The 23,997-nt window shown below is 52.8% G+C and carries 23 protein-coding genes; 6 read left to right on the forward strand and 17 right to left on the reverse strand.

What is annotated here, in order from left to right:
- A partial coding sequence (locus ACWIZX_RS14025; protein ID WP_448336220.1) for an FtsW/RodA/SpoVE family cell cycle protein occupies positions 1–1,764 on the forward strand: 1,764 nt, incomplete at its 5' end.
- Here ACWIZX_RS14025 and ACWIZX_RS14030 read toward each other — a convergent pair.
- The gene (locus tag ACWIZX_RS14030; protein ID WP_322794425.1) at positions 1,754–2,665 is read right to left on the reverse strand and encodes a TIGR01777 family oxidoreductase; all 912 of its coding nucleotides are present in this window, start codon (positions 2,663–2,665) and stop codon (positions 1,754–1,756) included. The genes ACWIZX_RS14025 and ACWIZX_RS14030 overlap by 11 nt on opposite strands.
- Positions 2,666–2,770: 105 nt before the next feature.
- Here ACWIZX_RS14030 and ACWIZX_RS14035 point away from each other — a divergent pair, with 105 nt between their 5' ends.
- Positions 2,771–3,274 carry an HNH endonuclease gene (locus ACWIZX_RS14035; protein ID WP_322794424.1) on the forward strand — a complete coding sequence of 168 codons (504 nt, stop codon included), beginning with the start codon at positions 2,771–2,773 and terminating at the stop codon, positions 3,272–3,274.
- A gap of 1 nt (position 3,275) precedes the next feature.
- Here the strand turns inward: ACWIZX_RS14035 and ACWIZX_RS14040 are convergent, their stop codons facing one another.
- The 11 genes from ACWIZX_RS14040 to ACWIZX_RS14090 all read right to left on the reverse strand — a co-directional run bounded on the left by ACWIZX_RS14040 (position 3,276) and on the right by ACWIZX_RS14090 (position 15,252).
- On the reverse strand, positions 3,276–4,040 hold the full coding sequence (locus ACWIZX_RS14040; RefSeq protein WP_322794423.1) for an MBL fold metallo-hydrolase: 765 nt from the start codon (positions 4,038–4,040) through the stop codon (positions 3,276–3,278).
- Positions 4,041–4,077: 37 nt separating this feature from the next.
- Positions 4,078–5,493: a stage II sporulation protein M gene (locus ACWIZX_RS14045; protein ID WP_322794422.1), complete on the reverse strand. Its 1,416-nt coding sequence runs from the start codon at positions 5,491–5,493 to the stop codon at positions 4,078–4,080.
- Positions 5,480–6,418 carry an ABC transporter ATP-binding protein gene (locus tag ACWIZX_RS14050; RefSeq protein ID WP_322794421.1) on the reverse strand — a complete coding sequence of 313 codons (939 nt, stop codon included), beginning with the start codon at positions 6,416–6,418 and terminating at the stop codon, positions 5,480–5,482. The genes ACWIZX_RS14045 and ACWIZX_RS14050 overlap by 14 nt, the downstream gene beginning before the upstream one ends.
- Before the next feature lie 41 nt (positions 6,419–6,459).
- The gene (gene lgt / locus ACWIZX_RS14055; protein ID WP_448336221.1) at positions 6,460–7,278 is read right to left on the reverse strand and encodes a prolipoprotein diacylglyceryl transferase; all 819 of its coding nucleotides are present in this window, start codon (positions 7,276–7,278) and stop codon (positions 6,460–6,462) included.
- A gap of 20 nt (positions 7,279–7,298) precedes the next feature.
- On the reverse strand, positions 7,299–7,931 hold the full coding sequence (locus tag ACWIZX_RS14060) for a CDP-alcohol phosphatidyltransferase family protein (RefSeq protein ID WP_322794419.1): 633 nt from the start codon (positions 7,929–7,931) through the stop codon (positions 7,299–7,301).
- A gap of 108 nt (positions 7,932–8,039) precedes the next feature.
- On the reverse strand, positions 8,040–10,193 hold the full coding sequence (locus tag ACWIZX_RS14065) for a DNA translocase FtsK (RefSeq protein ID WP_448336222.1): 2,154 nt from the start codon (positions 10,191–10,193) through the stop codon (positions 8,040–8,042).
- Positions 10,190–11,140: a 30S ribosomal protein S1 gene (locus tag ACWIZX_RS14070; RefSeq protein ID WP_322794417.1), complete on the reverse strand. Its 951-nt coding sequence runs from the start codon at positions 11,138–11,140 to the stop codon at positions 10,190–10,192. Before ACWIZX_RS14070 ends, ACWIZX_RS14065 begins: the two co-directional genes overlap by 4 nt.
- Positions 11,141–11,193: 53 nt before the next feature.
- Positions 11,194–13,089: a histidine kinase N-terminal 7TM domain-containing protein gene (locus tag ACWIZX_RS14075; RefSeq protein ID WP_448336223.1), complete on the reverse strand. Its 1,896-nt coding sequence runs from the start codon at positions 13,087–13,089 to the stop codon at positions 11,194–11,196.
- Positions 13,090–13,107: 18 nt separating this feature from the next.
- Positions 13,108–13,647, reverse strand: a complete 540-nt coding sequence (locus ACWIZX_RS14080; protein WP_448336224.1) for a GNAT family N-acetyltransferase — start codon at positions 13,645–13,647, stop codon at positions 13,108–13,110.
- Between the two features lie 14 nt (positions 13,648–13,661).
- A complete protein-coding gene (locus tag ACWIZX_RS14085) occupies positions 13,662–14,363 on the reverse strand; it encodes a hypothetical protein (protein WP_448336225.1) in 702 nt (233 codons plus the stop codon).
- Positions 14,364–14,409: 46 nt separating this feature from the next.
- Positions 14,410–15,252 carry a purine-nucleoside phosphorylase gene (locus ACWIZX_RS14090; RefSeq protein ID WP_448336226.1) on the reverse strand — a complete coding sequence of 281 codons (843 nt, stop codon included), beginning with the start codon at positions 15,250–15,252 and terminating at the stop codon, positions 14,410–14,412.
- A gap of 240 nt (positions 15,253–15,492) precedes the next feature.
- Here ACWIZX_RS14090 and ACWIZX_RS14095 point away from each other — a divergent pair, with 240 nt between their 5' ends.
- On the forward strand, positions 15,493–17,052 hold the full coding sequence (locus ACWIZX_RS14095; protein WP_448336227.1) for a diguanylate cyclase: 1,560 nt from the start codon (positions 15,493–15,495) through the stop codon (positions 17,050–17,052).
- Here ACWIZX_RS14095 and ltaE read toward each other — a convergent pair.
- From ltaE to lspA, 3 genes are read right to left on the reverse strand one after another with little or no spacing between them, the layout of a single operon-like run.
- The gene (ltaE, locus tag ACWIZX_RS14100) at positions 17,049–18,089 is read right to left on the reverse strand and encodes a low-specificity L-threonine aldolase (protein ID WP_448336228.1); all 1,041 of its coding nucleotides are present in this window, start codon (positions 18,087–18,089) and stop codon (positions 17,049–17,051) included. The genes ACWIZX_RS14095 and ltaE overlap by 4 nt on opposite strands.
- 18 nt (positions 18,090–18,107) lie before the next feature.
- On the reverse strand, positions 18,108–19,031 hold the full coding sequence (locus tag ACWIZX_RS14105) for an RluA family pseudouridine synthase (RefSeq protein ID WP_448336229.1): 924 nt from the start codon (positions 19,029–19,031) through the stop codon (positions 18,108–18,110).
- Positions 19,024–19,572: a signal peptidase II gene (gene lspA, locus ACWIZX_RS14110; protein ID WP_322791337.1), complete on the reverse strand. Its 549-nt coding sequence runs from the start codon at positions 19,570–19,572 to the stop codon at positions 19,024–19,026. Before lspA ends, ACWIZX_RS14105 begins: the two co-directional genes overlap by 8 nt.
- 101 nt (positions 19,573–19,673) lie before the next feature.
- On the opposite strand from lspA, the gene thpR reads away from it, so the two are divergent.
- From thpR to ACWIZX_RS14125, 3 genes are all read left to right on the forward strand, one after another.
- A complete protein-coding gene (gene thpR, locus ACWIZX_RS14115) occupies positions 19,674–20,249 on the forward strand; it encodes an RNA 2',3'-cyclic phosphodiesterase (RefSeq protein ID WP_322791336.1) in 576 nt (191 codons plus the stop codon).
- A 60-nt stretch (positions 20,250–20,309) separates the two neighbouring features.
- Positions 20,310–20,627, forward strand: a complete 318-nt coding sequence (gene rsfS / locus ACWIZX_RS14120) for a ribosome silencing factor (protein WP_448336240.1) — start codon at positions 20,310–20,312, stop codon at positions 20,625–20,627.
- A 67-nt stretch (positions 20,628–20,694) separates the two neighbouring features.
- Entirely contained in the window at positions 20,695–22,380 is a 1,686-nt protein-coding gene (locus ACWIZX_RS14125) for a hypothetical protein (RefSeq protein WP_448336230.1), read from the forward strand.
- Here the strand turns inward: ACWIZX_RS14125 and ACWIZX_RS14130 are convergent.
- Both ACWIZX_RS14130 and ACWIZX_RS14135 read right to left on the reverse strand, forming a co-directional pair.
- Positions 22,370–23,791, reverse strand: coding sequence for a sodium:solute symporter family protein (locus ACWIZX_RS14130; RefSeq protein ID WP_448336231.1), 1,422 nt, complete (start codon positions 23,789–23,791; stop codon positions 22,370–22,372). The two genes, ACWIZX_RS14125 and ACWIZX_RS14130, sit on opposite strands and share 11 nt — an antisense overlap.
- A complete protein-coding gene (locus ACWIZX_RS14135) occupies positions 23,788–23,997 on the reverse strand; it encodes a hypothetical protein (RefSeq protein ID WP_322791333.1) in 210 nt (69 codons plus the stop codon). The genes ACWIZX_RS14130 and ACWIZX_RS14135 overlap by 4 nt, the downstream gene beginning before the upstream one ends.

Genomic DNA, 23,997 nt, shown 5'->3' on the forward strand with positions numbered 1-23,997 from the left:
ATCGTCCAGTCCCTGATTTCAGTTGCCGCCGGGCGATTACTGGGCAGCGGGATAGGACTTGGCAGCCCTGCCCTCGTCCCGGTTGCCCATTCCGACTTCATTGCCGCCGCAATTGCCGAAGAAAGCGGGCTGGCGGGTATGCTGGCAATCATCTCCCTGTTTGCGCTGTTGACTTACCGCTGTTTTTCTATCTCGCTGGCCGCCCGTACCACCTTCCAGCGTTTTCTGGCTGCCGGGATTGGTGTGTATTTTGCCATTCAAGCCATTTTGATCATGGGCGGCAACCTGCGTCTGCTGCCACTGACCGGGGTCACACTACCGTTTATGTCCTATGGCGGCTCTTCACTGGTTACCTGTTTCATTGCCGTTGGGATGCTGCTGTGGATCAGTACCCCCCACAATGATCCACCCCTGCCCGTTCAACAGCCGCGGGCCTACACGTGGGTATCGGCGCTTTTTCTGATCGGTTTTAGCGCGCTGGCAATTCTGGCCGGCTGGTGGAGCATTGTCCGCGCCGATGCCTTACTTTCACGCCCTGACAATATTCGTTGGATGGTCAATTTGCGGTTTGTCCCACGGGGTGATTTGCTGGACCGGCGCAACGAAGTGATTGCCACCACCAGCGGAGAACGCGGCAGTCTGAACCGCGAACTGCTCTATCCCCCGCTCGGCAACACGGTCGGTTACATCAACCCGCGTTTTGGGAAAGCCGGGTTGGAAGCCACGCTGGATGGATATCTAAGCGGTTTACAGGGCAACCCCGCTTCGCAAATCTGGCTGGCAGAGCTGCTTTATTCTCAGCCGCCGGAAGGTTTGGATGTGCGCCTCAGCCTCGATCTTGGTTTGCAGCGGATTGCCGACGGCCTGATGGAAAATCATCGCGGCGCCATTGTCCTGCTTAATGCCCGCAGCGGGGAGATACTGGCAATTGCCTCTCATCCCTATTACGATCCAAACCAGCTCAATGAACGCTACACCGAATGGCTGAACGATCCCGCTGCTCCGTTTGTCAATCGGGTTACCCAGGGTCAATACCCCACCGCTACCGTGCTGGGACCTTTTTTCTATGCCTACCTGAGCGAGAAGGGCAGCCTGCCTGTTTTACCACTCAATCTTTCCTACAACTATGAAAATCAGACCCTCACCTGCGCCCGTCCACCGCGCGTCCCGCTCAGTCTTGAAACGGCCATTGAAGCCGGCTGCCCGGCTGCTTTGGTAGAGATGAGCCGCTCCATAACCATCGCTCAGATGAAACAACTGTTCAATGACCTGGGTTTTTTCACCGCGCCGGATATTCGGCTGGATGTGGCCCCCCCCGCCCAAACCGGTCAACTGACCAGCAGCCGGAACGCAGCAATTGGGAAAAGCGAGGTTAAAGTAACCCCTTTGCAAATGGCACAGGCGGCCGCCGCATTGACCAATGCTGGAACGCGCCCCAGCCCGCGGCTGGCTGTTTCGGTACTGACACCCCATCAGGGGGCGGTCATTTTGCCGGCCGGCTCACCTGTTTCTGTTTTCGGCAACAGTGCCGCCATCACCGCAGCGGTGAGCAAACTGGCATCTGAAGATATCCCCATCTGGCAGTCGCTTTCGGCTCAACACTACGATTCAAGCGCATATACCTGGTTTATTGGCGGAACGCTGCCTCAGTGGGGTGGAACACCGCTGGCCATTGCGGTTCTGCTCGAAGAAAACAATCCTCAACTGGCTCAGATCATCGGTGAAACGATCCTGCAGAGCGCACTCCAACCAATCAGCCCTTGATTAACAGGTCGCGCAATGCCGCTTCGTGTTCCACAAAGCGGAAGACATACCCGGCTTCCAGCAGCCGCTTTGGGATGGCACGTTGGCCTTCCAATACCAGTTTACTCATCTCTCCCAAAACCAGTTTCAAGGCAAAGGCCGGCACTGGAATCCAGTATGGGCGATGTAAAATGCGAGCCAGCGTTTTCCCAAAAGTAGCGTTCTGAACCGGCTGGGGTGCGCTCAAATTGAAGATGCCATCGAAGTTCGAATTTTCCACCAGATAATCCACTGCTCCCACCACATCCGCCATGTGAATCCACGGCAGCCACTGCCTGCCGCTGCCCAAAGGTCCACCAACAAACAAACGGAACGGCAAAATCAAACGGTTCAACACCTCCGCCCCCTCTGCCAGCACAACACCGGTGCGTAAAACAATACGCCGCACGCCCATGAACTCAGCCTCGCGGGTCGATTCCTCCCAATCCACACACAAACGGGCTAGAAAATCCTTGCCCGGCGGACTGGATTCCTCCAGCACCTGATCACCGCCATCTCCATAATAACCAACCGCCGAAGACTGCACCAGCACCGCCGGTTTTCGGGCAGCCTGGCGCATGGCTTCAATTAACGCTTTGCCGGATTGGATGCGGCTGGTGTAAAACCGCTGCTTGCGCTCCTCTGTCCACCGCCCCGCCCCCAGGTTTTCTCCGGTCAGGTTGATGACCACATCCATTTCATTCATCAGGTCGCCCCACCCCCCGGCCGATTGGGCATCCCATTCCACACCTTTGGCGCCTGCCGGCAAGCCCGCGGTTGAACCACGCCGGCTCAGGATGTAAACTTCCTGTCCCTTTTCCATATAATGACGGGTCAAAGCAGAGCCAATCAGACCCGAACCGCCCGCAATTAAGATTTTCACCGTTCACCTCCGAAAGCGTATCTTTGTACAATATTAACACTTCTTAACCCATTTCTCATAGCGATTGTAGAAAGGTGGTGCTATAATTTTGCAGGTGAGGTCGCAATGGCGGATAATGTGCTGGTACTCAACGCCAATTTCGAGCCAATCAATGTCTGCGACTTACGCCGTGCGGTTGGTTTGATTTTGACACATAAAGCATCCATGGTGATGAACGGACGAGGCGAAATTCACACCGCTGGATCTTCATTCCCGCGTCCCTCGATCATCCGCCTGCAACACATGGTGCATCGTCCCCGCCCCAGGGTCAAATTGACCCGGCGAGAGGTCTTCCGGCGCGACAACTACACCTGCCAGTACTGCGGTAAACGCAGCGGCGATCTGACCATTGATCACGTCATTCCGCGCCACTTAGGGGGTCAACACATCTGGACTAATGTGGTGACTGCCTGCCCGCAGTGCAACCATCGCAAAGGCGGGCGCACACTGACTGAGGCCGGTATGCAGCTGATGCGCACTCCCTCCGAACCGCCTGCTTCCGCTTTGTATATATTCGGGCGTCATCTGACCGAATATATCGAGTGGGAACCTTTCCTGCTTGGCTGGTAATTCACGCGCCCGTTGTCAGATCAATCCCCATAAAATCTTCGCAAACAAACACCGGACCGTCAAAAGCAGCCTGTGCCTCTTGAATCAGTGCTTGTTTGGTTACATGAGCCGGATAGTGAATCAGATAAAGACTTTTCACACCGGCTTTGCTTGCCACTTCTCCGGCCTGCTGCGCCGAAGAATGACCGATGGTGCTCCCCGCCGATTCGTGGATCAGGATATCAGCACCTTTCGCCAGACGCTCAACCTCTTCGCATGGTTCGGTATCGCTGGAATAGGCCGCCGTTTTTTGAATATCCTCAAATGAAACCCGAATGCCTATCGTCGGTAACAGATGCCGGACCGGCGATGCAACAATTTCCAGACCCCTTAACTTCAGCAGTGCTGTCCCCTCCACGACTGGAATTATGCAATATTCGATTGGGAAGAAGCCCGGCCAGGAGCGCCAGTCATATAATTCCATCATGGCTTGCAGCCGGCTGAGGGTATGTTCCAGCCCGTAAATAAACAAGGGCTTCTTCCGCCCCAAAAGCCACAAATCCATCAAAAACAGCGGAGCGCCGGAAACATGGTCCGGGTGAAAATGAGTCAAAATCAAATGATTGATTTGGTCAAAGTTGACCCCAGCGCGCTGCAGGTGAACAATTGGGTTGGCGGCGCAATCCACCAGAATCGCTTCCTCACCGTGGCGGATTAATAAATGCGTATTTTCCCGACCGATGGCGGGAATGGCGTTTGCGGTGCCCAGAAAGATGATTTGATCCATGCCGTTCCCTTTCCATAAACAATTTTTTGGTACCGAATCAGCCGAAAAAGCGAACCAGAATCAGCGGCGTGATCCACGATTCAATCAGTGCTGCCAGGAGCATTAAAGGCGTTACCACTCCGACCATCACTTGCAACCAACCGGCTAACGCCATTAAGAAGACCTCACCGATCGTCCTGTCCTTCATCGGTGTTGCCAGTAAAAAACCGATTCGCAAAACTGCCGCCGTTGACAGCAGAATTGCCGGCACTTCAATAATGCCGTGCGGCACAACCCCCGCAAGAATCAGTTGAGCAGCCGGCAATTGGTTGATTTCCATAATTCGGGTGAGGTAACCCAGCAAACCAAGCGTTGCAACCAGGGGCAGGGTACCCAACACACCGAAAGAAAACAATCCCAACAGTAATCCAATCATCAGCGCACGCATGTTCTGAAAAAAGATGTTTGTAAAGTTCCCCATTGCGCCACCTGGAACCTCAAGACCCAACTCCTGTACACGTTCTTGAAATTGACCTTCCGGCAAGATGAAGACAAAGCGGTCAGCCTGCTGAGCGCCGAGAATAATCACAATTACGGCGAGCACCACGGCTGCCAAAAAACTGCCGCGCAGCTCAAGCAAAGTCTTACCCAGCACATTCCGATACCAATCCAGCAGATTGCGAGCGCCGCCGCGGAAGCTGCCCCAGAAGATGCGCCATATCCAGCGGAAATTGAGCACGTCAATTTCTCTGCCCAATAATTCTTCGCGCTGAAAATGCGCCAGTCCCACGCGAATCAGCAGGATTGCCAGCACCAACAGACCAAACACAATCCACCAGAGGGAGAGCGTTTCTCGCCCCCAAAACATCACCACCGCCTCAGCCTGAATCAACAGGGCCATCGGAATAATGATGAAACTTGCCAGTAGATTGGCAGCCCGTACTGAGGTAGCCTGGGTGGATACAACCACCGCACCGCTGACCATCACCACCGCCTGCATAATGGTCAGGACGATGATTTGCAGCATGGTTTCTGCATCCGGTAAGGGAATACGATTGATGAGCAATCCGCCAACATAGACCGCCATCCCCAAAAAGCTGCCCACCAGCGGCGGCACAGTGGAGGAAAGCAATTTACCGAGGTAAAGCTGCCAGTCAGCAAGCGGTGAGGTTAACAGCGGTTCAATACTGCCACGCTCTTTTTCACCCACAAAACTTTCCAGCGCAATGACCAGTGAAACACTGATGGGGAAAAAGCCCGTAATCAGCAACAAAAACGGAATCAACCGCTCGCCAACCAGCCCTGCACCGTATTGATTGACAAAATTGAGCAGTTGTCGGGCGGTGAAATTCATCAGAAAAGGGAAAAACAGCGTTAAAAACACAATCGGGAAGATAATTCGCCAATCGCGGAACTGGTCGCGTACCTCCCGCTGCGCGATGATCAGGGCTGGACGAAGATCAATTGCTCTCATTGCGGTTTTCCTCGTTCAGGCTGACTGCCCGTAAATAAGCTTCTTCCAGACTGCGCGGCACAGGTGCGCAGGACAGCACCGGCAGGTTGTGATCCAACAGGCTCTTCAACAACACCGGGATGGTTGCCTGCGGCTGGTCAATTTGAAATACAAAGCGGCCATTTTCCTGTCGGCTGAGGGTAACTCCATGCGGCAGAATTTCGGCAGTGATTACCGCGCCGTTCCGCATAACTACCTCATATTCCTCCGGTCCCAGCAAGACTCGTTTGAGCCGTTCGGGCACATCATTCAAAATAATCCGTCCACGGCGAATGATGGCAATTTGATCGGCAAGCTGCTCCGCTTCTGCAAGGTTGTGGGTACAAAGGATGACCGCCCGCTGGTCAGAACGCAGGGCAAGGATGGCATCCCGCACAATTCTTGCGCTCTCCGGATCCATGGCAGAAGTCGGCTCGTCCAGCAACAGCACTGGCGGGTTATGCAGCAAGGCGCGCACCAGCGCTAGCTTTTGCCGCATGCCTTTGGAGTATTCGCCAAGTTTCTTTTTGCGCGCATCTGAAAGACCAAACTGTTCCAATAATTCACTCTTACGCTGCTCAATGACCGGGTCTGGCATCCGGTACAGGCGTCCGTAAAAAGTCAGATATTCATCGGCATTCATTCGAGCATACAGACCATGATGCTCGGTCAAAACCCCTACTGAAGCACGCACTTTTTCCGCTTCTTGAACCACATCGTAACCGGCAATCTTTGCGCTCCCGCTGGTCGGGCGCAGCACGGAGGTCAACATGCGTACGGTAGTCGTTTTACCGGCGCCGTTCGGTCCGAGCAAGGCCAGCACCTGCCCGGCCGGCACATCCAGATTAATGCCTTGCACGGCAACGAAATCGGCAAAGTGCTTGGTCAAATTTTCTGCGTAAATCATTTTTCATCCCCTCAAATTCGTTCTATCCATCCGATAAAATTTCAGCCGCTAATCGTTTGCGATGGATTGCTTCCCTTGCGGTGCCGCCACAACAACCCAACCGCTGAACTGATCGCAATCACCGCCATTAGTGTTTGGTTGACATTCAGACCCGCCAAAGGCGAAGGGTCTAATCGTAGAAATTCCAGGAAAAAACGCCCAACCGGGTAAATGATCAAATACATTAAAAAGATGTCGCCTTTCTTCAACCGGTTGCTGAATTTTCGCCCTGCCCAAAGCAGAAAGGCCATGTTGAGAAGGTTGTAAATGGATTCATATAAGAACAGCGGATGATAGTAGGCGATGTCCTTGAACTCAGGCAGGCGGTGAACCGGATCAATGAAAATTGCCCATGGCAGATTGGTTGGTGCCCCGTATAATTCCTGATTCACAAAATTGCCCCATCGCCCAATTGCCTGCGCCAGTGCCAATCCGGGGGCAATGATGTCCGTCCATTCGGCAAAGATCAGCCCCTTTTTACGGCAGTAAAGGTACAACGCCAGCGCCCCGCCCATCACAGCGCCGGGAATGCCAAGCCCGCCGTTCCAGATGGCAATGGCATCCAGTGGATGGGTCAGGTAATACCAGGTTGTAATTCCTCGTTCGACCATAGAAGCCGGGGGAGTTAAGATGTGCCAGACACGCGCACCAATGACACCCGCAATTAATAACCAGGGCAGCATATCCCACACCAGATCAGGGCTCAGGTTGCGCTGTTTTACCTGACGGGCAGACAGCCAGGCAGCCATGATCGCCCCAAACATGATAATCACGCCATATAAGTGAATGGTAATTGGGCCTATACTGAAACTATTCGGCATCCTCACACCTCATTGTAAATTTATGCCTTTGGCAAGTCTTCTCCCTGGCGGCTTTGCTGATACACCAGCCAGATACGCTGTAAAGCCGTGAAATTCCCTAAAATTGCCAGAATCCACAATGCAATCAACGGCTGACTGAGCAGGAGCAACGGGATGAGAACCAGAAATCGCTCCACACGAGTCAACAAGCCACCTTTTACTGAAAAGTGGGCCGCTTCGGCACGCGCCTTGACGTATGAAACCATCAAAGAACCGCTGGCCGCAGCATAACCAAGCAGCACAGGCAGACCCTCGCCTTGTTGCAGGTAATAAATCATCAATCCGCCAATCAAGATAATTTCCGCAAAGCGGTCAACCACGGAATCAAGCACGCCTCCAAAGCGGGTGGGGTTTCCCTGCAGGCGCGCCATGGTGCCGTCCAGCGCATCCAGCGGCGCCATGATCAGCACCACCAGCCCGCCCCAAAAAAAATGCCCGCGGGCCAGCAATACTGACGCAGCAAAAATTCCCAGCAGTCCTAACAGAGTAACGCTATTTGGCGTCAACCCCAATCGAATGAAGAAAGCCCCAATTGGGTCAAGCACTCCCTTGAAACGGGCGCGTAAGAAGTCGGTAAATGTCCCTTTTGGGGGTTGTTTTTCTGTCCGAACCACGCTTCACCATGATAAAAGAGATGCAGTTGCGGAAGTTCACCGCAGATTTTCTGGTTTGTATCCTATCTTACCTGATGCAAACTGTCAAGCAATCCCCCCGTTTAAAGATTAATCATCATCCTCAGAGGAGTCATCATCCAGCGGATCTATCAACACTTCGCGGTCTTTTCCGCCTCCCTGCGCCGGGCCGACAATCCCTCTTTCTTCCAATTCATCCAACAAGCGCGCAGCCCGCGGAAAACCGATTCGCAGGCGGCGCTGCAGCAGACTGGCGCTGGCGCGTTGGGTACGGCGCACCAGTTCAATGGCTTTCTCAATCAAATCGTCCCCCTCGTCATCCTGATTGATCAAATCTTCCCACGGCGCTGTTTGTTCGGTCTGATCGGTCAATCTCTGCTGCCAGAATTCAATCACCCGCTCGATTTCCTGATCTTGAAGCAGAACCCCCTGCGCCCGCTGTGGTGTACCGGATTCCGGGTTCAAGAACAGCATATCCCCTCTGCCAAGCAGCGACTCGGCTCCGTTGACATCCAGAATAACCCGTGAATCGATCGAAGATGCCACACTGAAGGCAATTCGCGCCGGAAAATTGGCCTTAATCAGGCCGGTTACCACATCCGTGCTCGGCCGCTGCGTCGCGATGACAAGGTGAATGCCGGTTGCCCGCGCCATCTGGGCCAGCCTGACCAGACTGTGCTCGGTCTGATCCGGCGCCGACATCATCAGGTCGGCCAGTTCGTCAATCAGCACCACGATGCGAGGCAGGGGTATCATGCCGCGCCGTTCGGCTTTGCGGTTGTAAGCGTTCAAATCGCGCGCTGCGTTGGCTTCAAACAAGCGATAGCGCTGTTCCATTTCAACCAGGGTCCAGCGCAGCACCGCCAGCATGCGTTCAATATCGGTTTCCACCTTGCCCAAAATGTGCGGCAGACCGGAAAAACGGGCCAGTTCGACCATCTTTGGATCCAGCACCACCAGCCGTAATGTTGCTGGTGAATTATTCATCACCAGACAGGTGATGATCGAAGCCAGACAGACCGATTTACCCGAACCGGTGGTCCCTGCCACCAACAGGTGCGGCATGCGCGCCAGGTCCGCCACCACCGGCTGACCGGACACATCCCTGCCCAGTGCAATCGCCAGTGGCGATTGCAACTTCAAGAATTCCGGCGATTCGAGAATTGGGCGTAGCCTGACCAGTGTGGTGCTGCTGTTCGGCACTTCCACCCCAACATAAGAATGGCCCGGCACGGGCGCTTCGATGCGCAATCGCTCAGCAGCCAACGCCAGCGCCAGGTCGCGTGTCAACGCCGAAATTTGGGCTACGCGCACTTTCTGGCGAATCATTTTTCCATCCGCGGCCGGTTTTTCGACATAGCCGGGTTCCACCGCAAATTGAGTGACGGTTGGCCCTTTGCGGTATCCAACCACCCGTGAAGGAACCCCAAATTCTGCCAAAGTTTTTTCGATCTGACGGGCAATCGCCAGAATCCGCTCTTCATCGAGACCGTTGCTCTCTTCCTTTGCCAGTAATGAAAGCGGCGGCAGATTTTCCTCGCGCTGATAGGCAACCACCGGGACGGGAATGCCTTCCTCCCGCTGAATTTTGGGGTGATTTTCATCCATGCCGGTTGGTTGCGAGTGAGTTACGGCTGGCATTTCCACCGGCAAAGAGTCAATCCACGCCTGAACACGCTGACCAGCCCAGTGATGAAAACCGGTCGCACTGGATAAAAACCAGATCCCCAGCAAAACCAGCAAAAGGCTGCTCCAGGGCAAAGGCAAGAACTGGCCGAGCAGGTACGCCAACCCCCAGCCAATTACACCACCATCCAGACCCGCCTCTGCCCGCTCCACCGAAGCCCCCCCCAGCAACGCCAGAAATGCCATGGTGGTAAAAATCAACCCTTCCCAGGCAAGAATACGCCCTAAGGGGAAGCGGCGATTTTGCGCCGGGTTACTGCGCAGCAGAGAAACACCCGCAAGGGTGGTTAAAACTGCCAAAGGATAACTGGCAACCCCCAGCCAGCGCTTCAACCAGTATCCGAAAGGAGAAATAAAAGAGCCGCTGGTCAACCCCAGCAGTACCAACAGGGTTAACAAACCCAGCACCAGCAGTAAAATACCTGCCATATCCCGTCCATACCGTTCAAGACGCACCATCGCCCGCCCCACCCCCTCCAAAAGGGATGAAGCCTTCAATTGATTTTCTGAAAATCTTTTTTGGACGGACTTGCCGGCCTTCTTTTTGGAAGGGCTCATTCGGTTTGTACTAATCCCAGTCCCAGTCGGCGGCGCTCCGTATCCAGATGCAGAATGCGAACGTTCACTTCCTGCCCGACACTCAAATAATGATGAATGCTTTTACACTGCGGGGGCAGCCGGATCGAGGAAACGTGTATAAGACCTTCCACGCCTTCCTCCAGCCGCGCAAAAGCCCCGAATCGAGTCAGAGAAGTGATCCAACCACGCACCACATCGCCGGGTTTGTAACGCACCGCCATGGTTTCCCACGGATTTGGCTGCAGCCGCTTGAGGCTGAGTGCAATTCGTGAAGTGTCCTCATTCACTTGCAGCACAAGCACCTGAACTTCTTGATTGACGCTCAACAGATCAGCCGGATCCTGCACCCGTCCCCACGAAATCTCCGAAACGTGAATCAATCCTTCCACACCGCCCAGATCCACAAACACCCCAAAGTTGGTGATGTTGGTAATGCGTCCATTGACCACCGCCCCTTCTTTGAGGGTGGAAAATAAGGCTCGCCGCTGACCTTCACCTGCCAGCGCAGCCCGTTCCGAAAGGACAACTCGTTCGCAGCGCGGTTCACATTCAATGACCTTCAGGCGGATGACGCGGTTGACATATCCGGCTAAAATACTCCGGCGTTCTTCCTCACTTGCATCGGTCGGCATTTCCACAAGATGGGAAACCGGCACGAATCCCTGAATGCCTTTGCCCTGCACCAGGACCCCCCCGCGATTGAAACCATGCACCTTGAGGGGAACAATTTCGTCCTCTTCAAAAATTCGCTGAACATACCCCCAATCGGTGGGAATAACTGTTCCCTCATTTGCTCCGCTTGAATTTGCTCCTTTGCGGGGAGGCGCATATAACTCCTCATCCGCAAGAACTGCCGCCCACCACCCCTCATCAATTGGATCTGCTTGCTGTTCCCCCAGATCCGTACCTGTTTTTTTGGCAACCATCCTGTTAACCTCCCTGCAATAAGTACAAATAAGGTTTATTTATTGTATATCAATCACTCCGATTTTGGCAATTCGTTCGTGTGCCCATTTTGGGTTTCCATTTCCAGAATTGCCTTGGCAACCGCCTCAATTGCCACCCGCTGTTTACGGTACAGGTCGGCTTCCGACATCGCCAGACGCATGGCAATTTCTCTCACCTTCTTCCCCTCCAAAAATTTCATTTCCAGGATATTATACAATACCCATTCACCGGTGAAGCGCCGTTCTCCCTCCGGACGGACTCGTTCAATCGCTTCTCTCAAAATTGCCCGCAGCGCATTGGAAGTATTGCCGTCATAGCGGCTCAGCATGGCCTGCACAATTTTCAACTTCGTCAACGGGCTCTCGGTCAACTTGGGGCCGCCCCAGTAATGCGAAAGAGCGTCCTTTACCCACTGGGAAAAATCAGCGGCAGCCAAGGGAATTTCATCACTTAACAGTCCCGATTGATCATATCGGCCAGCGGCTTGTAATTGCTGGATATAAGCTGCTTTGGTAGCCAGTTCGCTGATTGACCGGAAAACCCCCTCCTGCAGACGGCGATCCTTAAGGGCCAGCAAGACCCGTTCGCTAAAATTGTTGATCACTTGAATTTGATCCTCATCCAGACGCATTCCGGCTGCGCCCGTGATTCCAAGTAACCCAATCAAGTCAGGAGCGCCCTCCTCGTCTTGATCCACCAGCGGAATGAGAATATCATCACCCCAGTTGAACATTTCCAGCGAAAGATGATTGGCACGGATCACACTTTCCAGGTCAACAGGGTTCTGATCCTCATCAAAAAAGGTCTTCCCAACCCGTACGACAATCTCAAGCCCTTCGGATTTAAGGGCAGCCACATAAGCGCCTCTCACCTGCAGTCGGTCACACACTGCCGCAAGAATCATCTCCAAAAACTGGCGCAAATCGTTGCGGGTAATTAACCGTTGCTCCAGGTTGCGCAGGACTTCGATTTCATCTTTATCCTTTCCGTAAAACAGCCAGCGCTCCAGCATGGGAAAGGTCAAAGTAACCAGATATTGTCCGGTCAAAATGGTTGCCACCATGACAATGGGGACCAGCGCGTTATATGGAAGGCCGTATAATTCACCTGCGCGGCGGAGAATGGTCGTCAAGGCCAGCGTAATTGAGGCGGTCACCGGCCCGCGCAAAATCCACTTAAAGAGCCGGCTCTTGATGGTACGGTCTGGCAGGGCAACCCCGAAAAACGCCACCGAATATGCCATCATCACCACCAACCCGCCCACCAGGAAGTTTGTCAGCACCGAAAACACCCAAAAGGTCAGCCGGTGTTGGGCGGCAAAATTGGATGAAAACAGCAAAAACGGAAATGACCCCAGCACGGGGGCAATCGAACCAACCAGCAGGTAGCCAATCCGCCTTTTGCTGGTACCGGTTGCCGAGCGTCTGAATGCCCGCACAAAGTTGTACCATGCCATGCCAATTGAAACAAAATACACCAGCATGAATAAATCGGTACCCAATACCGGTTTGAGATATGGCGCAGGTTGTGAATCTGCCGCCAGTTCGCCCACCAGCAAACCCAGCGGCAGCATTGCCAGAAACAAAACAGCCAAAACATATGAAAGGCGGATAGCCCAGCGGCGTTTACCCCGGCTGGGTTTTCCAGTGGTCGCCAGCAGCGCATCCGAAAAATGCAGGTAGGCCGAGGGCAAAAATACGATCCCAACCCACTGCAACCGCAACCATAATTCCAATTCCTCCCGGCGGGGAGCAACACTGGCGAGCGATTCAGCCGAGTATATGACCACCAAACAAAAAAGGATCATCGCAAACGAGCGGGCAACTCGTTCCCGCAAGTTGAAGGTTAACGAATACAGCAGCAGCGAAAAGGCTGTAATCGCCACTCCTGCCATGAGAATCTGGTTAATGGTGATCAAGACTCCCATTCAATCACCTTTGATGGATTACCTCAACATACTGCTGAAAAATAACGCAATATCCTGATTTGCGTAGTACTGATCATTGTAACCGCTAAATTCAAAACCCAGTTTCAACGCCATGCGGATAGCAGGGGCATTTTTAGAATGCGTTTCCAGAATCATCCGCCGCAAACCACGCCGGCTGGCCCATCCTTGCGCTGCCAGCAATAAAGCACTGGCAATTCCTTCTCTGCGGCAGTGTGCCGCCACTGCCAGATGCGCCACCCAGGCTGTCCGCGTCCCCACCCGCTCTTCCACGCCAACGTATCCAACGATGTCTCCTTTCAACACAGCTGCCAGCAGAATGGTCTGTTGCCGCAGACGATCCGGCAAGCTCTCCATGCTGTAGGGGTACTCCACCTTGACCGAGCGCGGCAAACGCACCTCACGGAAGGTAACCGAAAGCTGAGTTTCCTCAACCAGGCGCTCCATTTGCCACACATAATCGCTTTTACCGTAATGTTCAAGCGAAATCAATACCGGAATTTCACTTAATTGAGCAGGTCTTACTTCAATTTCAGGCATATTCCTCCATAAAATTATGGCGCAGAAATTCTGACCGGAATGACACAGGCAGGAAAAACATTGTTCACATTATCCGTCACAACCAGGCGTAAACGATAGTCGCCGGGGGTGAGCGTGGTGGTGTCCCACTGGCCGCTGCCCTCACCGCCCAGCGGTTGATCCACAATCACCCGATCGCCAGCCGCAATGGTAACCCACAGATTGGATGACGGCTCGTTGTATTCATATTTATAAAAACCGAGATTCGGCACACTCACCGTTCCGCGCAGGGTAACCAGTCCCTTCAAGGTTTCACCCGCCTTCGGAAAAGTCCACTCAATGACTCCCGGTATGCACCCATCCTGAGCGGAAACATCCAGGGTAGGGATACCAATCGCTTCGGCTTGAGGGGTTTCCACTGAAACGGGGGGCAGGGTAGCGGTTGGGGTCGCCAGCAGATCGGCAGTAGGGGTTGCCATGGCCTGAACATTGGGAAAATCGGGGAAAACAATGGTGGTCAACACAAACTCCGAAGCCCCCAGCATCAGAACAAACAAGAAAACCGAGAGGGATGAGCGGAAGCGACGCTGGGCGCTCTCCTTTTCCAGTCCAAACACCGCGGTTCGCAATTCCTGCAAGGCTGCCAGCATACGGCGCATGGCAAACAGGCCCGTCCCTACCAGCACCAGATAAATCCAGGGTTCGTAAGTTTTTAAAAAGCGGAGAACTTCCTCCATAATCCGCCTTTAACCACCCGCAGGATTCAAAGTTTCATCCGTCTGGTCACGCTGCCAGCCGCCGCAGAACACCCCGAATCAGCACCGTTAATTTGGGTACCAGTATTTTACCGGCTTCCAAAACCTCTTCATGGGTAGTCACTGTGCTGCCATCCAAATTGGCTTTGTTGGAAATGCCTGAAATGCCGAGGACGCGCATTTTCCCATGACGGGCAACAATCACTTCCGGCACGGTGGACATCCCCACGGCATCCGCGCCAATGGTGCGCAGAAAGCGCAGTTCCGCCGGCGATTCGAATGAAGGACCCGCCAGCCATACATAGACCCCCTCCCGCAGGAGAATACCCGCCTCATCAGCAGCCTGCCGGCAAAGTTCCATCAAATTGTGGTCATAGGGCTGGCTCATATCCGGAAAGCGCTCGCCAAATTCATCTAGATTGGGCCCCCGCAGTGGATTCATTCCTGCCATCCCAACCAGATTAATGTGATCCACAATTAACATGACATCCCCCGGCAAATAATCCGGATGAATAGCCCCGGCGGCATTGGTTACAATCAGCGATTCTACTCCCAGGCGCTGCATCACCCGAATCGGAAAGCCAATCCGGCCGATTGGATAACCTTCATAAAAGTGAGCCCGCCCCTGCATCACCATGACCGGCTGGTCTTCCAACCGTCCCATAATCAGACGTCCAGCGTGACCATGAATGGTCGAAACAGGCCAATGAGGGATTTCCGCATAGGGAATCACCACCGCATCCTCAATCTGTTCAGCCAGTTCTCCCAACCCCGATCCAAGAATGATGCCGGTTTTCGGTTGAACGCGGAATCGTTTCCTGAGGAATCCGGTTGCTTCATCAATTTCCGTCAGCGTAATCCATTCAGACAAATGAGCACCTCCATAGAAGCTTTAATGGTTCCCTTCTGTATTATAACCGTAGTTTGCCCGACCCGCTTTCTCAATTTTCGCCGCCGGTTTTTCAATGATGGGCGCAGTCTCTAATCACCCTTCTTCCTGTACGATGATTCTTTTGTACCATATTGGTTCTTCTTTATTAAACTGTAAACAAATTGTATGGCAATAACTCTCAAGATGTTCCTATAATAGGCGAAAATACATGATGAAACGATGAGATCTCTGCTTTCAATTCCCACCAAGCAACAACAAGCGCTGGTATTTCCCGCCGTCCTGATTGCATTTATTCTGAATATCTTTTTACTGGTTTATTCTCTGATTGCCGGATTAAATTTATTCGAAAACCAAATCAGCCTGGCAACCGCTTTACTGAAATCAGCCTATCTGCTCATCTTTTATATTCACCTCATCCCGTTGCTTGAACGGTATCCCCAACGGGATTGGGTTATTCTGGCAGTCAACACGATTGTAGCCGTTTTCATCGAGTTTATCGGTCACCTTTTACCCGCGGGGTATTCCTTTACCTGCATCCTACTGATGACCGCCATTTCTTCACTCATTTTTGGTCGCCTGTACGCCTACATTTTTCTTGCATGTGCCTCTACAGCTCACATCGTTACACTGGGTTTGAACGACCAAAACATAATCAATTCGGTTTTCCTTGATCTTTTCTTCCTGCCCCTTTTAGGCATTGCGACCACTGAAACCCTGCTTAAGTTGCAAAGTTCACTGCAATTTGAAATCAATCGCCAGCAAATCATAAACAAGGTTTCTCGCAGCCTGTCCTCCTCGCTGGAAATTCATCAGGTCATCACGATGGTGACAACCGCCGTCCAGAGCGCACTGGATGCGGACACCTACTACTTCGGTTTAATCGAAGAGGATACCGTCCATTTAGAATTGTTCTACGACGATGGGGAATTCTTTCCATCCATGAATGTCCCAATTGAGGGCACCCTGGCCGGGCGGGTCATTCGAACCCGTCAACCTCTGCTCATTTGTGACCTGCCTGAAGAACGCAAAAAGCTGAACATTGACTTTAAACTGGTGGGAAACAACAAAGTCAGCCTTTCATGGTTGGGAGTACCGCTTATCTCCGGCAAGGAAGTTTTGGGAATCATCGCGGTTGCTTCCTATCAAAAGTCAGCATTTGACCAACGCGATCAGGAATTACTTGAAAACATTGCCCAACGGGCGGCAATGGCACTGGATAATGCTTACCATCACCTCGAAGTAGAAACCCGCTCTCAAATGGACAGTCTCACCGGGGTGCTCAACCACAACACTTTTCTCACCCGCCTGGAACAGGCTGTGCAAACTGCACAGGCATGTGGTCAGTCCCTTTCTCTAATCATGCTGGATATTGACCACTTCAAAAAATACAACGACACCCATGGTCACCTCACCGGTGATAAGGTTCTGATCGAATTGACCCAGACAATTCGCCACAATATCAAGAAAAATGACCTTGTTGGACGGTGGGGCGGCGAGGAGTTTATCATTGCCCTGCCGGACACTCAACCCGAACAGGCTTATCTGGTAGCGGAACGCATCCGTTCCGCCTGTCAAAAGATTGTCATTTTAGACCGGGATAAGAAAGTTGTCCCAGCCCCCACCATCAGCCAGGGAATTGCCGGTATACCTCAAGACACCAATGTACTGGAAAAGCTGATTGACATCGCCGACCAGCGTCTTTACATTGCCAAGGAACGCGGACGCAACCAGATTCAAATGCAAACACCGGTGAACAATTCTTTGCCGTCCAAAAATTAATTCAAGACCGCCGCAAACGCCGAAATGGTTTGTTGGACATCCTCATCACTGATCCAGTAGTGCAAAACCAGCCGAAAGGTTTTTGAAGCGGTAACCCCAACCCGAATACCCCGTTGCGCTAATTCCGCAGCCACCTCTTGAGCGGTTTTGGGATATTCATCTCGGATAGTAACAAACACCATATTGGTCTGCGGCATTCCAAAGGTTGGCTGCAAAGCAGGTATGTTGAACAATCCTTCAGCCAGCTGGCTTGCGCGGCGGTGATCTTCAATCAGTCGCCCGGTCATCTCTTCCAACGCCACAATCCCGGCGGCCGCCAGTACACCCGCCTGCCGCATCCCTCCTCCCAGCATTTTCCGAAGGCGGCGGGCTTTGGCAATAAATTCCTTTGAACCACATAACACCGAACCCACCGGTGCGCACAATCCCTTACTCAGGCAAAAAGTGACCGAGTCGGCGGAATCGGTTAAGTCGCTTACAGGTACTTGCAGAGCAGCCGCAGCGTTGAAAATACGCGCCCCATCCAGATGCAATTTCAAGCCGTGGCGGTGGGCTAATTCACCTACCCGGCGGGTATATTCCCCATCCAGCACCGTCCCGCCGCAGCGGTTATGAGTGTTCTCCAAAATGATTAATCGGCTGATCGGTTGGTGAATATCCGCCCCACGAATAGCACCCTTCAGATCACTCAGCGCAATACTGCCATCCGGTTGATTTGGCAGGGTATGCACAAACACACCTCCCAGCGCCGAAACACCGCCCGCCTCAAACAAAAAAGTATGCCCCAAATGCCCCATGATGGCCTCTTCGCCGCGTTGACAGTGCACCAGCACCGCAATCAGATTTCCCATCGTGCCGGAGGCAACGAACAAACCGGCTTGCTTGCCCATTCGATCGGCTGCCAGTTCTTCCAGACGGTTTACCGTGGGGTCTTCGCCATACACATCATCCCCCACCTCTGCCTTTGCCATTGCTTCGCGCATTGCAGGCGTAGGATGCGTGACCGTATCGGAGCGCAAATCAATGATTTTTTCCATGCTGTCCACCTTAAAAATTCAGGATTTACGTAATTGCTGCAAAACCTGTTCCAGTTCAGGAGGCAGGGGTGACTCAAAGGTACGCGGTTGTTTTTCGCCGGGCAAGCGCACGGTGAGACGAGCAGCGTGTAAAAAGTGCCTGTTCAGCGCCAGGCTGACCTTCCGCCTGCCGTAAAGAGTATCTCCCACAATCGGGCAGCCAATGAACGCCAGGTGTAAACGGATTTGATGAGTTCTTCCGGTTAAAGGATGGGCTTCAACGAGGGTGTGCTGGGCAAAGGTTTCGCGGGTAAAGTATTCGGTCACCGCCTCGCGCCCTTTACCCGGCGATACAACCGCCATCTGTTTTCGGCGAGCCGGATCGCGGGCAATGGGGGCTTCAATTCTGCCGTTGGGTGTAGGCGGCTTACCGTCCACCAGTGCCAGATAGACCTTCTTAACCTGCCGCAGGCGGAATTGATCCTGCAGAAAACGGTGAGCGCGTTCGTTCTTGGCGATTAGAATCAAACCGGAAGTATCTTTATCCAGCCGGTGAACAATGCCCGGGCGCAGTTCTCCTCCAATCCCTTCGAGGTCGGGTATCAGCCCCATTACGGCATTAACCAGTGTGCCGCTTTCATGTCCGGCAGCCGGGTGAACCACCAACCCGGCCGGTTTATCAACCACCAGAACATCGGGATGATTAAAAATTACTTTCAAAGGAATCGACTCGGCTTGCAGTTCAACCGGCTGGACGGATGGCAGGCACACCTCGATGGTCATCCCATTTTCGACCATAAAACCGCTTTTCGTCACCACATTCTGGTTGACCTGCACGAAACCATCCCGAATCAATCCCTGCATACGCGAACGGGAATGCTCGGGAAAATGCGCCGCCAGCACTTTATCCAGGCGCTCATTGCTTGCGCCTTGATATTCAAATCGGACAACCTGTTCACTCATTGGCTTTGCTGAAATTCACATTTTCAGAAGGATGTTCTTCCCCACCGTCTTGCTGCATTTTGGCCTGTTTTTCACGCCGTTCCTGCAGCCAGACGCCCAAAATCAAAACCAGTACTCCAATTGTGATGCTCGAATCGGCAATATTGAACACCGGAAATGTCCCAACTGAAATAAAATCGGTTACATGTCCCACTGTCAGCCGGTCAATCAGATTACCAACCGCCCCGCCCAATTGCAAGCCCATGGCAGTTCGCAAGGCCCAGTCTTCAGCCGGAACCCGCGGATAGAAATAAATAATGCCGAGCGCAATGACAATTGCCAGAATCGCAAACCAATCGCCGCCATTTTGAAATAACCCAAAAGCGACCCCGCGATTGTACCAGTGAACGATGCGGGCATACGGGGCTAACCACTCCAGCGGCATCCATGATTCGCCCAGAGCCAGATTCTGGCGGATAATGAACTTTGTCCACTGATCCAGCGCAATGATTGTGCCGGAAACCAGAGCCAGAATGAAGTAATCCCGAATAAACCTTCTCAAAAGATAATCCTCCCGGCAAACAGCCTATCCCCCATTTTACCTTATTTCTCACCAATCCAACTTGACATGCCTAAACCCTCTCGGTATACTGACCGTGAGTGATGTTAATCCGTGCTTTTATCGCCATCGAATTATCCCCCCCTATCCAGAAGCAACTGGAACAGATTGTTCTTGATCTGCAACAAACCGGCAGCCGGCATGTTAAATGGGTCAGGCCCGAAAACATTCATCTGACCCTCAAATTTCTTGGGGAATCCCAGCCGGATGAGTTGGATCGCCTTTCCGCTGAAATTCGCCCAATTGCATCAGCCGCGCGGCCGATTGAATTAAAAATCCACGGATTAGGGGCTTTCCCAAATTTCAAGCGTCCGCGCGTGATCTGGGTTGGCGTGCAGGCACCACCTTCCTTGATCAGGCTACAGCAAGCCCTCGAAGATGCAGCCGAAAAAATTGGCTACCCCCGCGAAGAACGCCCCTTCTCACCTCACCTGACCCTGGGACGGGTCAATCGCGAAGCCTCCCCCGCTGAACTTGCCCGCTTAGGCGAAACGATTGCCCAAAAACCCGTTGGCACACTGGGGAGCATGACCGCCAGCCAGCTGATCCTATTCCGCAGTGTTCTCAAACCGGCAGGTGCCATTTACACGCCACTGGCGCACTTTCCTTTGAATGGATAAAATAGACTCAAAATTCAATTGGAGAGGTGAATTCTGAAACCAATCGAAGTTGCCCGTAGTATTGTCAACACCCTGGAGGACAAAAAGGGTGAAAATATCCTGCTAATGGACATTCAGGATATCGCCACATTTACCGATTATTTCATCCTCTGTTCCGGCAGCAGCGAACGGATGATCGAAAGCCTTGCCGATGCCGTTTTGGAAAATGTCAAAAAAGAATTTCAAATGATCGGTAAAAAAGAAGGCTATGCACAGGGCGGTTGGGTGCTGGTTGATTTGGGAGATGTGATCGTGCATTTGTTCTCTCCCGAACAGCGAGAATATTACCGTCTGGAAGAGTTATGGAGTCAGGGTAAAATTTTGCTTCGTTTGCAATAACCCCTTTTTCCGACTCCGGGGGGAGTCAGGGAATGGACTCAGGTTGACTACAAAAGAGGGAGGGGAAATGAAAGCCAGTGTTGCACGCATCTTCGCTTTTGCCAGTCTGGTAGTACTGGGGTTGGTGGTGGGTTGTGGTACACCGAAACCAGCTCAGCCTACGACTGCCACCCCGCTTACCGTGGTGGAAACCGGTCAATTACCCCGCATGCGCAGCACCCATTTTTCCGCTTCGGGCGAGTGCGGATTTTGCCATACTGCCCTGAAAGACAGCGCCGGACAAGATGTTTCCATTGAAACTGCCTGGCGCGCTTCAATCATGGCAAACAGCGCGCGCGACCCTTATTACCGCGCATCGGTACGCTCTGAGGTGCTCCATAAACCGGCTTACGCCGAAGCCATTCAAGAAAAATGCGCGGTCTGCCACATCGGGATGGCACATCACACCGCCCTCCTGACGGAACAATCTGCCGCACTTCTGCCAGATGCAGGATACCTCAACCCGACCCATCCGCTTTATCCGCTGGCAATAGATGGAGTTTCCTGTTCGCTTTGCCATCAAATTCAAGGGGATAACCTTGGGAAAATGGAAAGTTACAGCGGCGGTTACCTCTTTGAAAAAGAGCCGAAACCGGGCGAGCGCGCCGCTTATGGGCGATTTGCGGTGGATGAGAACATGGCAGCCGTCATGCGCAATGCCTCTGGTTACCAGCCGGTTCAATCCGAACATGTCACCCAATCCGAATTATGTGCCGTGTGTCACAATCTCTATACTCCCTATTTCACCAGTGAGGGAAAGCTCAGCACGGATTTGTTCCCGGAACAAACACCGCATCTGGAATGGCTGGCCTCGGAATTCACCAGTACCTCATCCTGTCAAACCTGCCACATGCCGGCTGTGGAAGGCGAAGCCCCGATTGCCAACACCGGCAGCCCCAGGCGTAGCCCGGTAATGCAACACACCTTTATTGGCGGAAACCGCTACCTGCTGGAACTGCTGGCTGCCAACCCGGATGCGTTGAATACCTCAGCCACTGCCGAACAACTGGAACAGGCCCGCCTGCTCACCCTTCAGCAGCTTCAGCAAAACACTGCCCGTCTAAGCGCAGATGCCCAACAGCAAGACGATGAAATGATCGTTGACGTCACCGTTGAGGTTCTGACCGGTCATAAATTTCCCACCAGTTTCCCATCAAGGCGCGCCTGGCTGCACCTGAAGGTAAGCGATGCCAATGGGAATTTGGTGTTTGAATCCGGGGGTTGGCAGAGGAATGGCTTGATAACTGGCAACGATAATGACCTCGATGAAGGGAATTATGAACCCCATTATCAGGTCATCACCAGCCCGGATCAGGTGCAGATTTATGAACCGATTATCGGCGACCCGGATGGTAAAGTGACCACCACCCTGTTGCGCGCGCAGCGCTACCTGAAGGATAACCGTCTGCTGCCGCGCGGCTTTGATAAAAGCCGCGTCAGCGCGGATATTGGCGTATACGGTGAGGCTGCCCAGGACCCGGATTTTATCGGCGGCAGCGATACAGTTCAATACCGCATCAAAACCGCTGGTTTTACCGCCCCGTTCAAAGTGGAAATTGAGTTGTTATACCAATCCTTTGGCTACCGTTGGGCAGAAAAATTCCGCGCTCAAACGGACAACCCGGAGGGAGTTGAGTTTTACGGGTATCTGGCATCACTGTCCAATTCCCCCTCCACCATTCATTCCATAACCCTGACTTCCCCTAACCCCTGAGCGGGGCAACTCTACGGAGGGCAGCCTCAATCCTGTGAACCACCAGCAGGGTCAGTGAAGCAGCCACCAGCACAACAATTCCATCCACAAAACCCAGGGTCGGAATGATTTTCGTTCGAAGCAGGATGACCATCACCTCTCCGATGATGATCGAGAGGATTGGGGCAATTTTATGAACTTGAGGAAAGTACAACGCTGCCAGCGTCGCCGGGGTCAGAGCAATTAGTCCTGCAAAAGTGGTTTGCGTCAACAATGTAAAAATTGGAATTTGTGGATCGAGGCCGCTCAGCAGAAAGAGCGCAATCAAAACGCACAATCCAAGCGCCAGCCAGCGCCCTGCACGGGTCGAATTTCGGGCAATTCCAAAATCATGTGAGAACATGGTTGCCAGAGCCAGCAATTGCGAATCGGCGGTTGACATGAGCGCTGCCATTGCGCCTATTATGACAAATACATACACCCATTCCGGCGCATAACTCAATACCATTGCCGGTAAAATCATATCCGGGTTGGAAACGCTCAAAGACGTCCCCCGCGCCCATACCCCAATGGTTACCGGTGCCAGAAACAGAAAACTGACCAGTAAAGGATACAACCAGGTTACTTTTTTGAGAGAATCAAGCGTTTTTGCTGCATAAAATCGCGAAAACACCTGCGGAAATAACGGATTGACAAACGTCCAAAGTAGCAGATAGGAAAACCAGGTGGTCATTTGAAAAAATTGATCCGGCCCGGGTCGAGTAAAGTGCTGTGGAGAAGCCAGAAAAGCTGTTTCACCGGCGCTCTGCCAGCCCCCCAGACCGGCACTCACAAAAACCACCGCCAGAATCATTGCAACGATCATCAAAAATCCTTGCAGCACATCCGTCCACGCCGAAGCCTTCATCCCGCCAAAAACAACTGTGGCGCCAATCGCCAGAATGGTGGCCGCACCCCCTGCTCTTAATAAATCCACATTGAATAAAGAAGAAAGTAAAATGCCCGCGCCAATCGCCTGGGTGAGCAAGTAGGGAAGGGTAAAAACCACCATTACAACCATCACCAGCCAGCGCAGGAAACGGCTATTGAACTCGCCGCCAATTAATTCAGGTGCAGTCAGGTAGCCCTTTTGTTTTCCCAATCTCCAAACCGGCCGCCCAATCAAATAAAATGCCAGAGGCACCAGTGCAGTCCCTACCCCCATGATTCCATATTGTCCAAAACCGGTTTTCCACGCTGCCCCCGCAAATCCTAAAAAGAAGAAGGCCGAAAAATTGGTTGCAACCAGACTGAAGAACAAAACCAGCAAGCCCAACGAACGGTTGGCAAGAAAATAACCTTCCGGCGTCTGAGGGATTTTCCGCCTTGCCAGAACAGAAAGCCCAATCAGCACGATCAGATAGGATAAAAGCAGGAAAACCTTAAGGGTCACTCGTCCTCCCAGCTGTGCTGGCTGAGAAAGGCAAACATCAGAGCGGTCAACAAAATCAGCCCGAGGTCGAACCAGACCCAATCCGGCATACCCAGTATCAAACGGGGAAGTTTGCCCCAGTTATAAAAATCTGCGCCTAAAAGGACGATGGAAAGCCAGCCTGCTATCCATATCCAGATCTTTGACTTTGTGGACCCGGTGTTCAT

The sequence above is a fragment of the Bellilinea sp. genome (assembly GCF_053501535.1).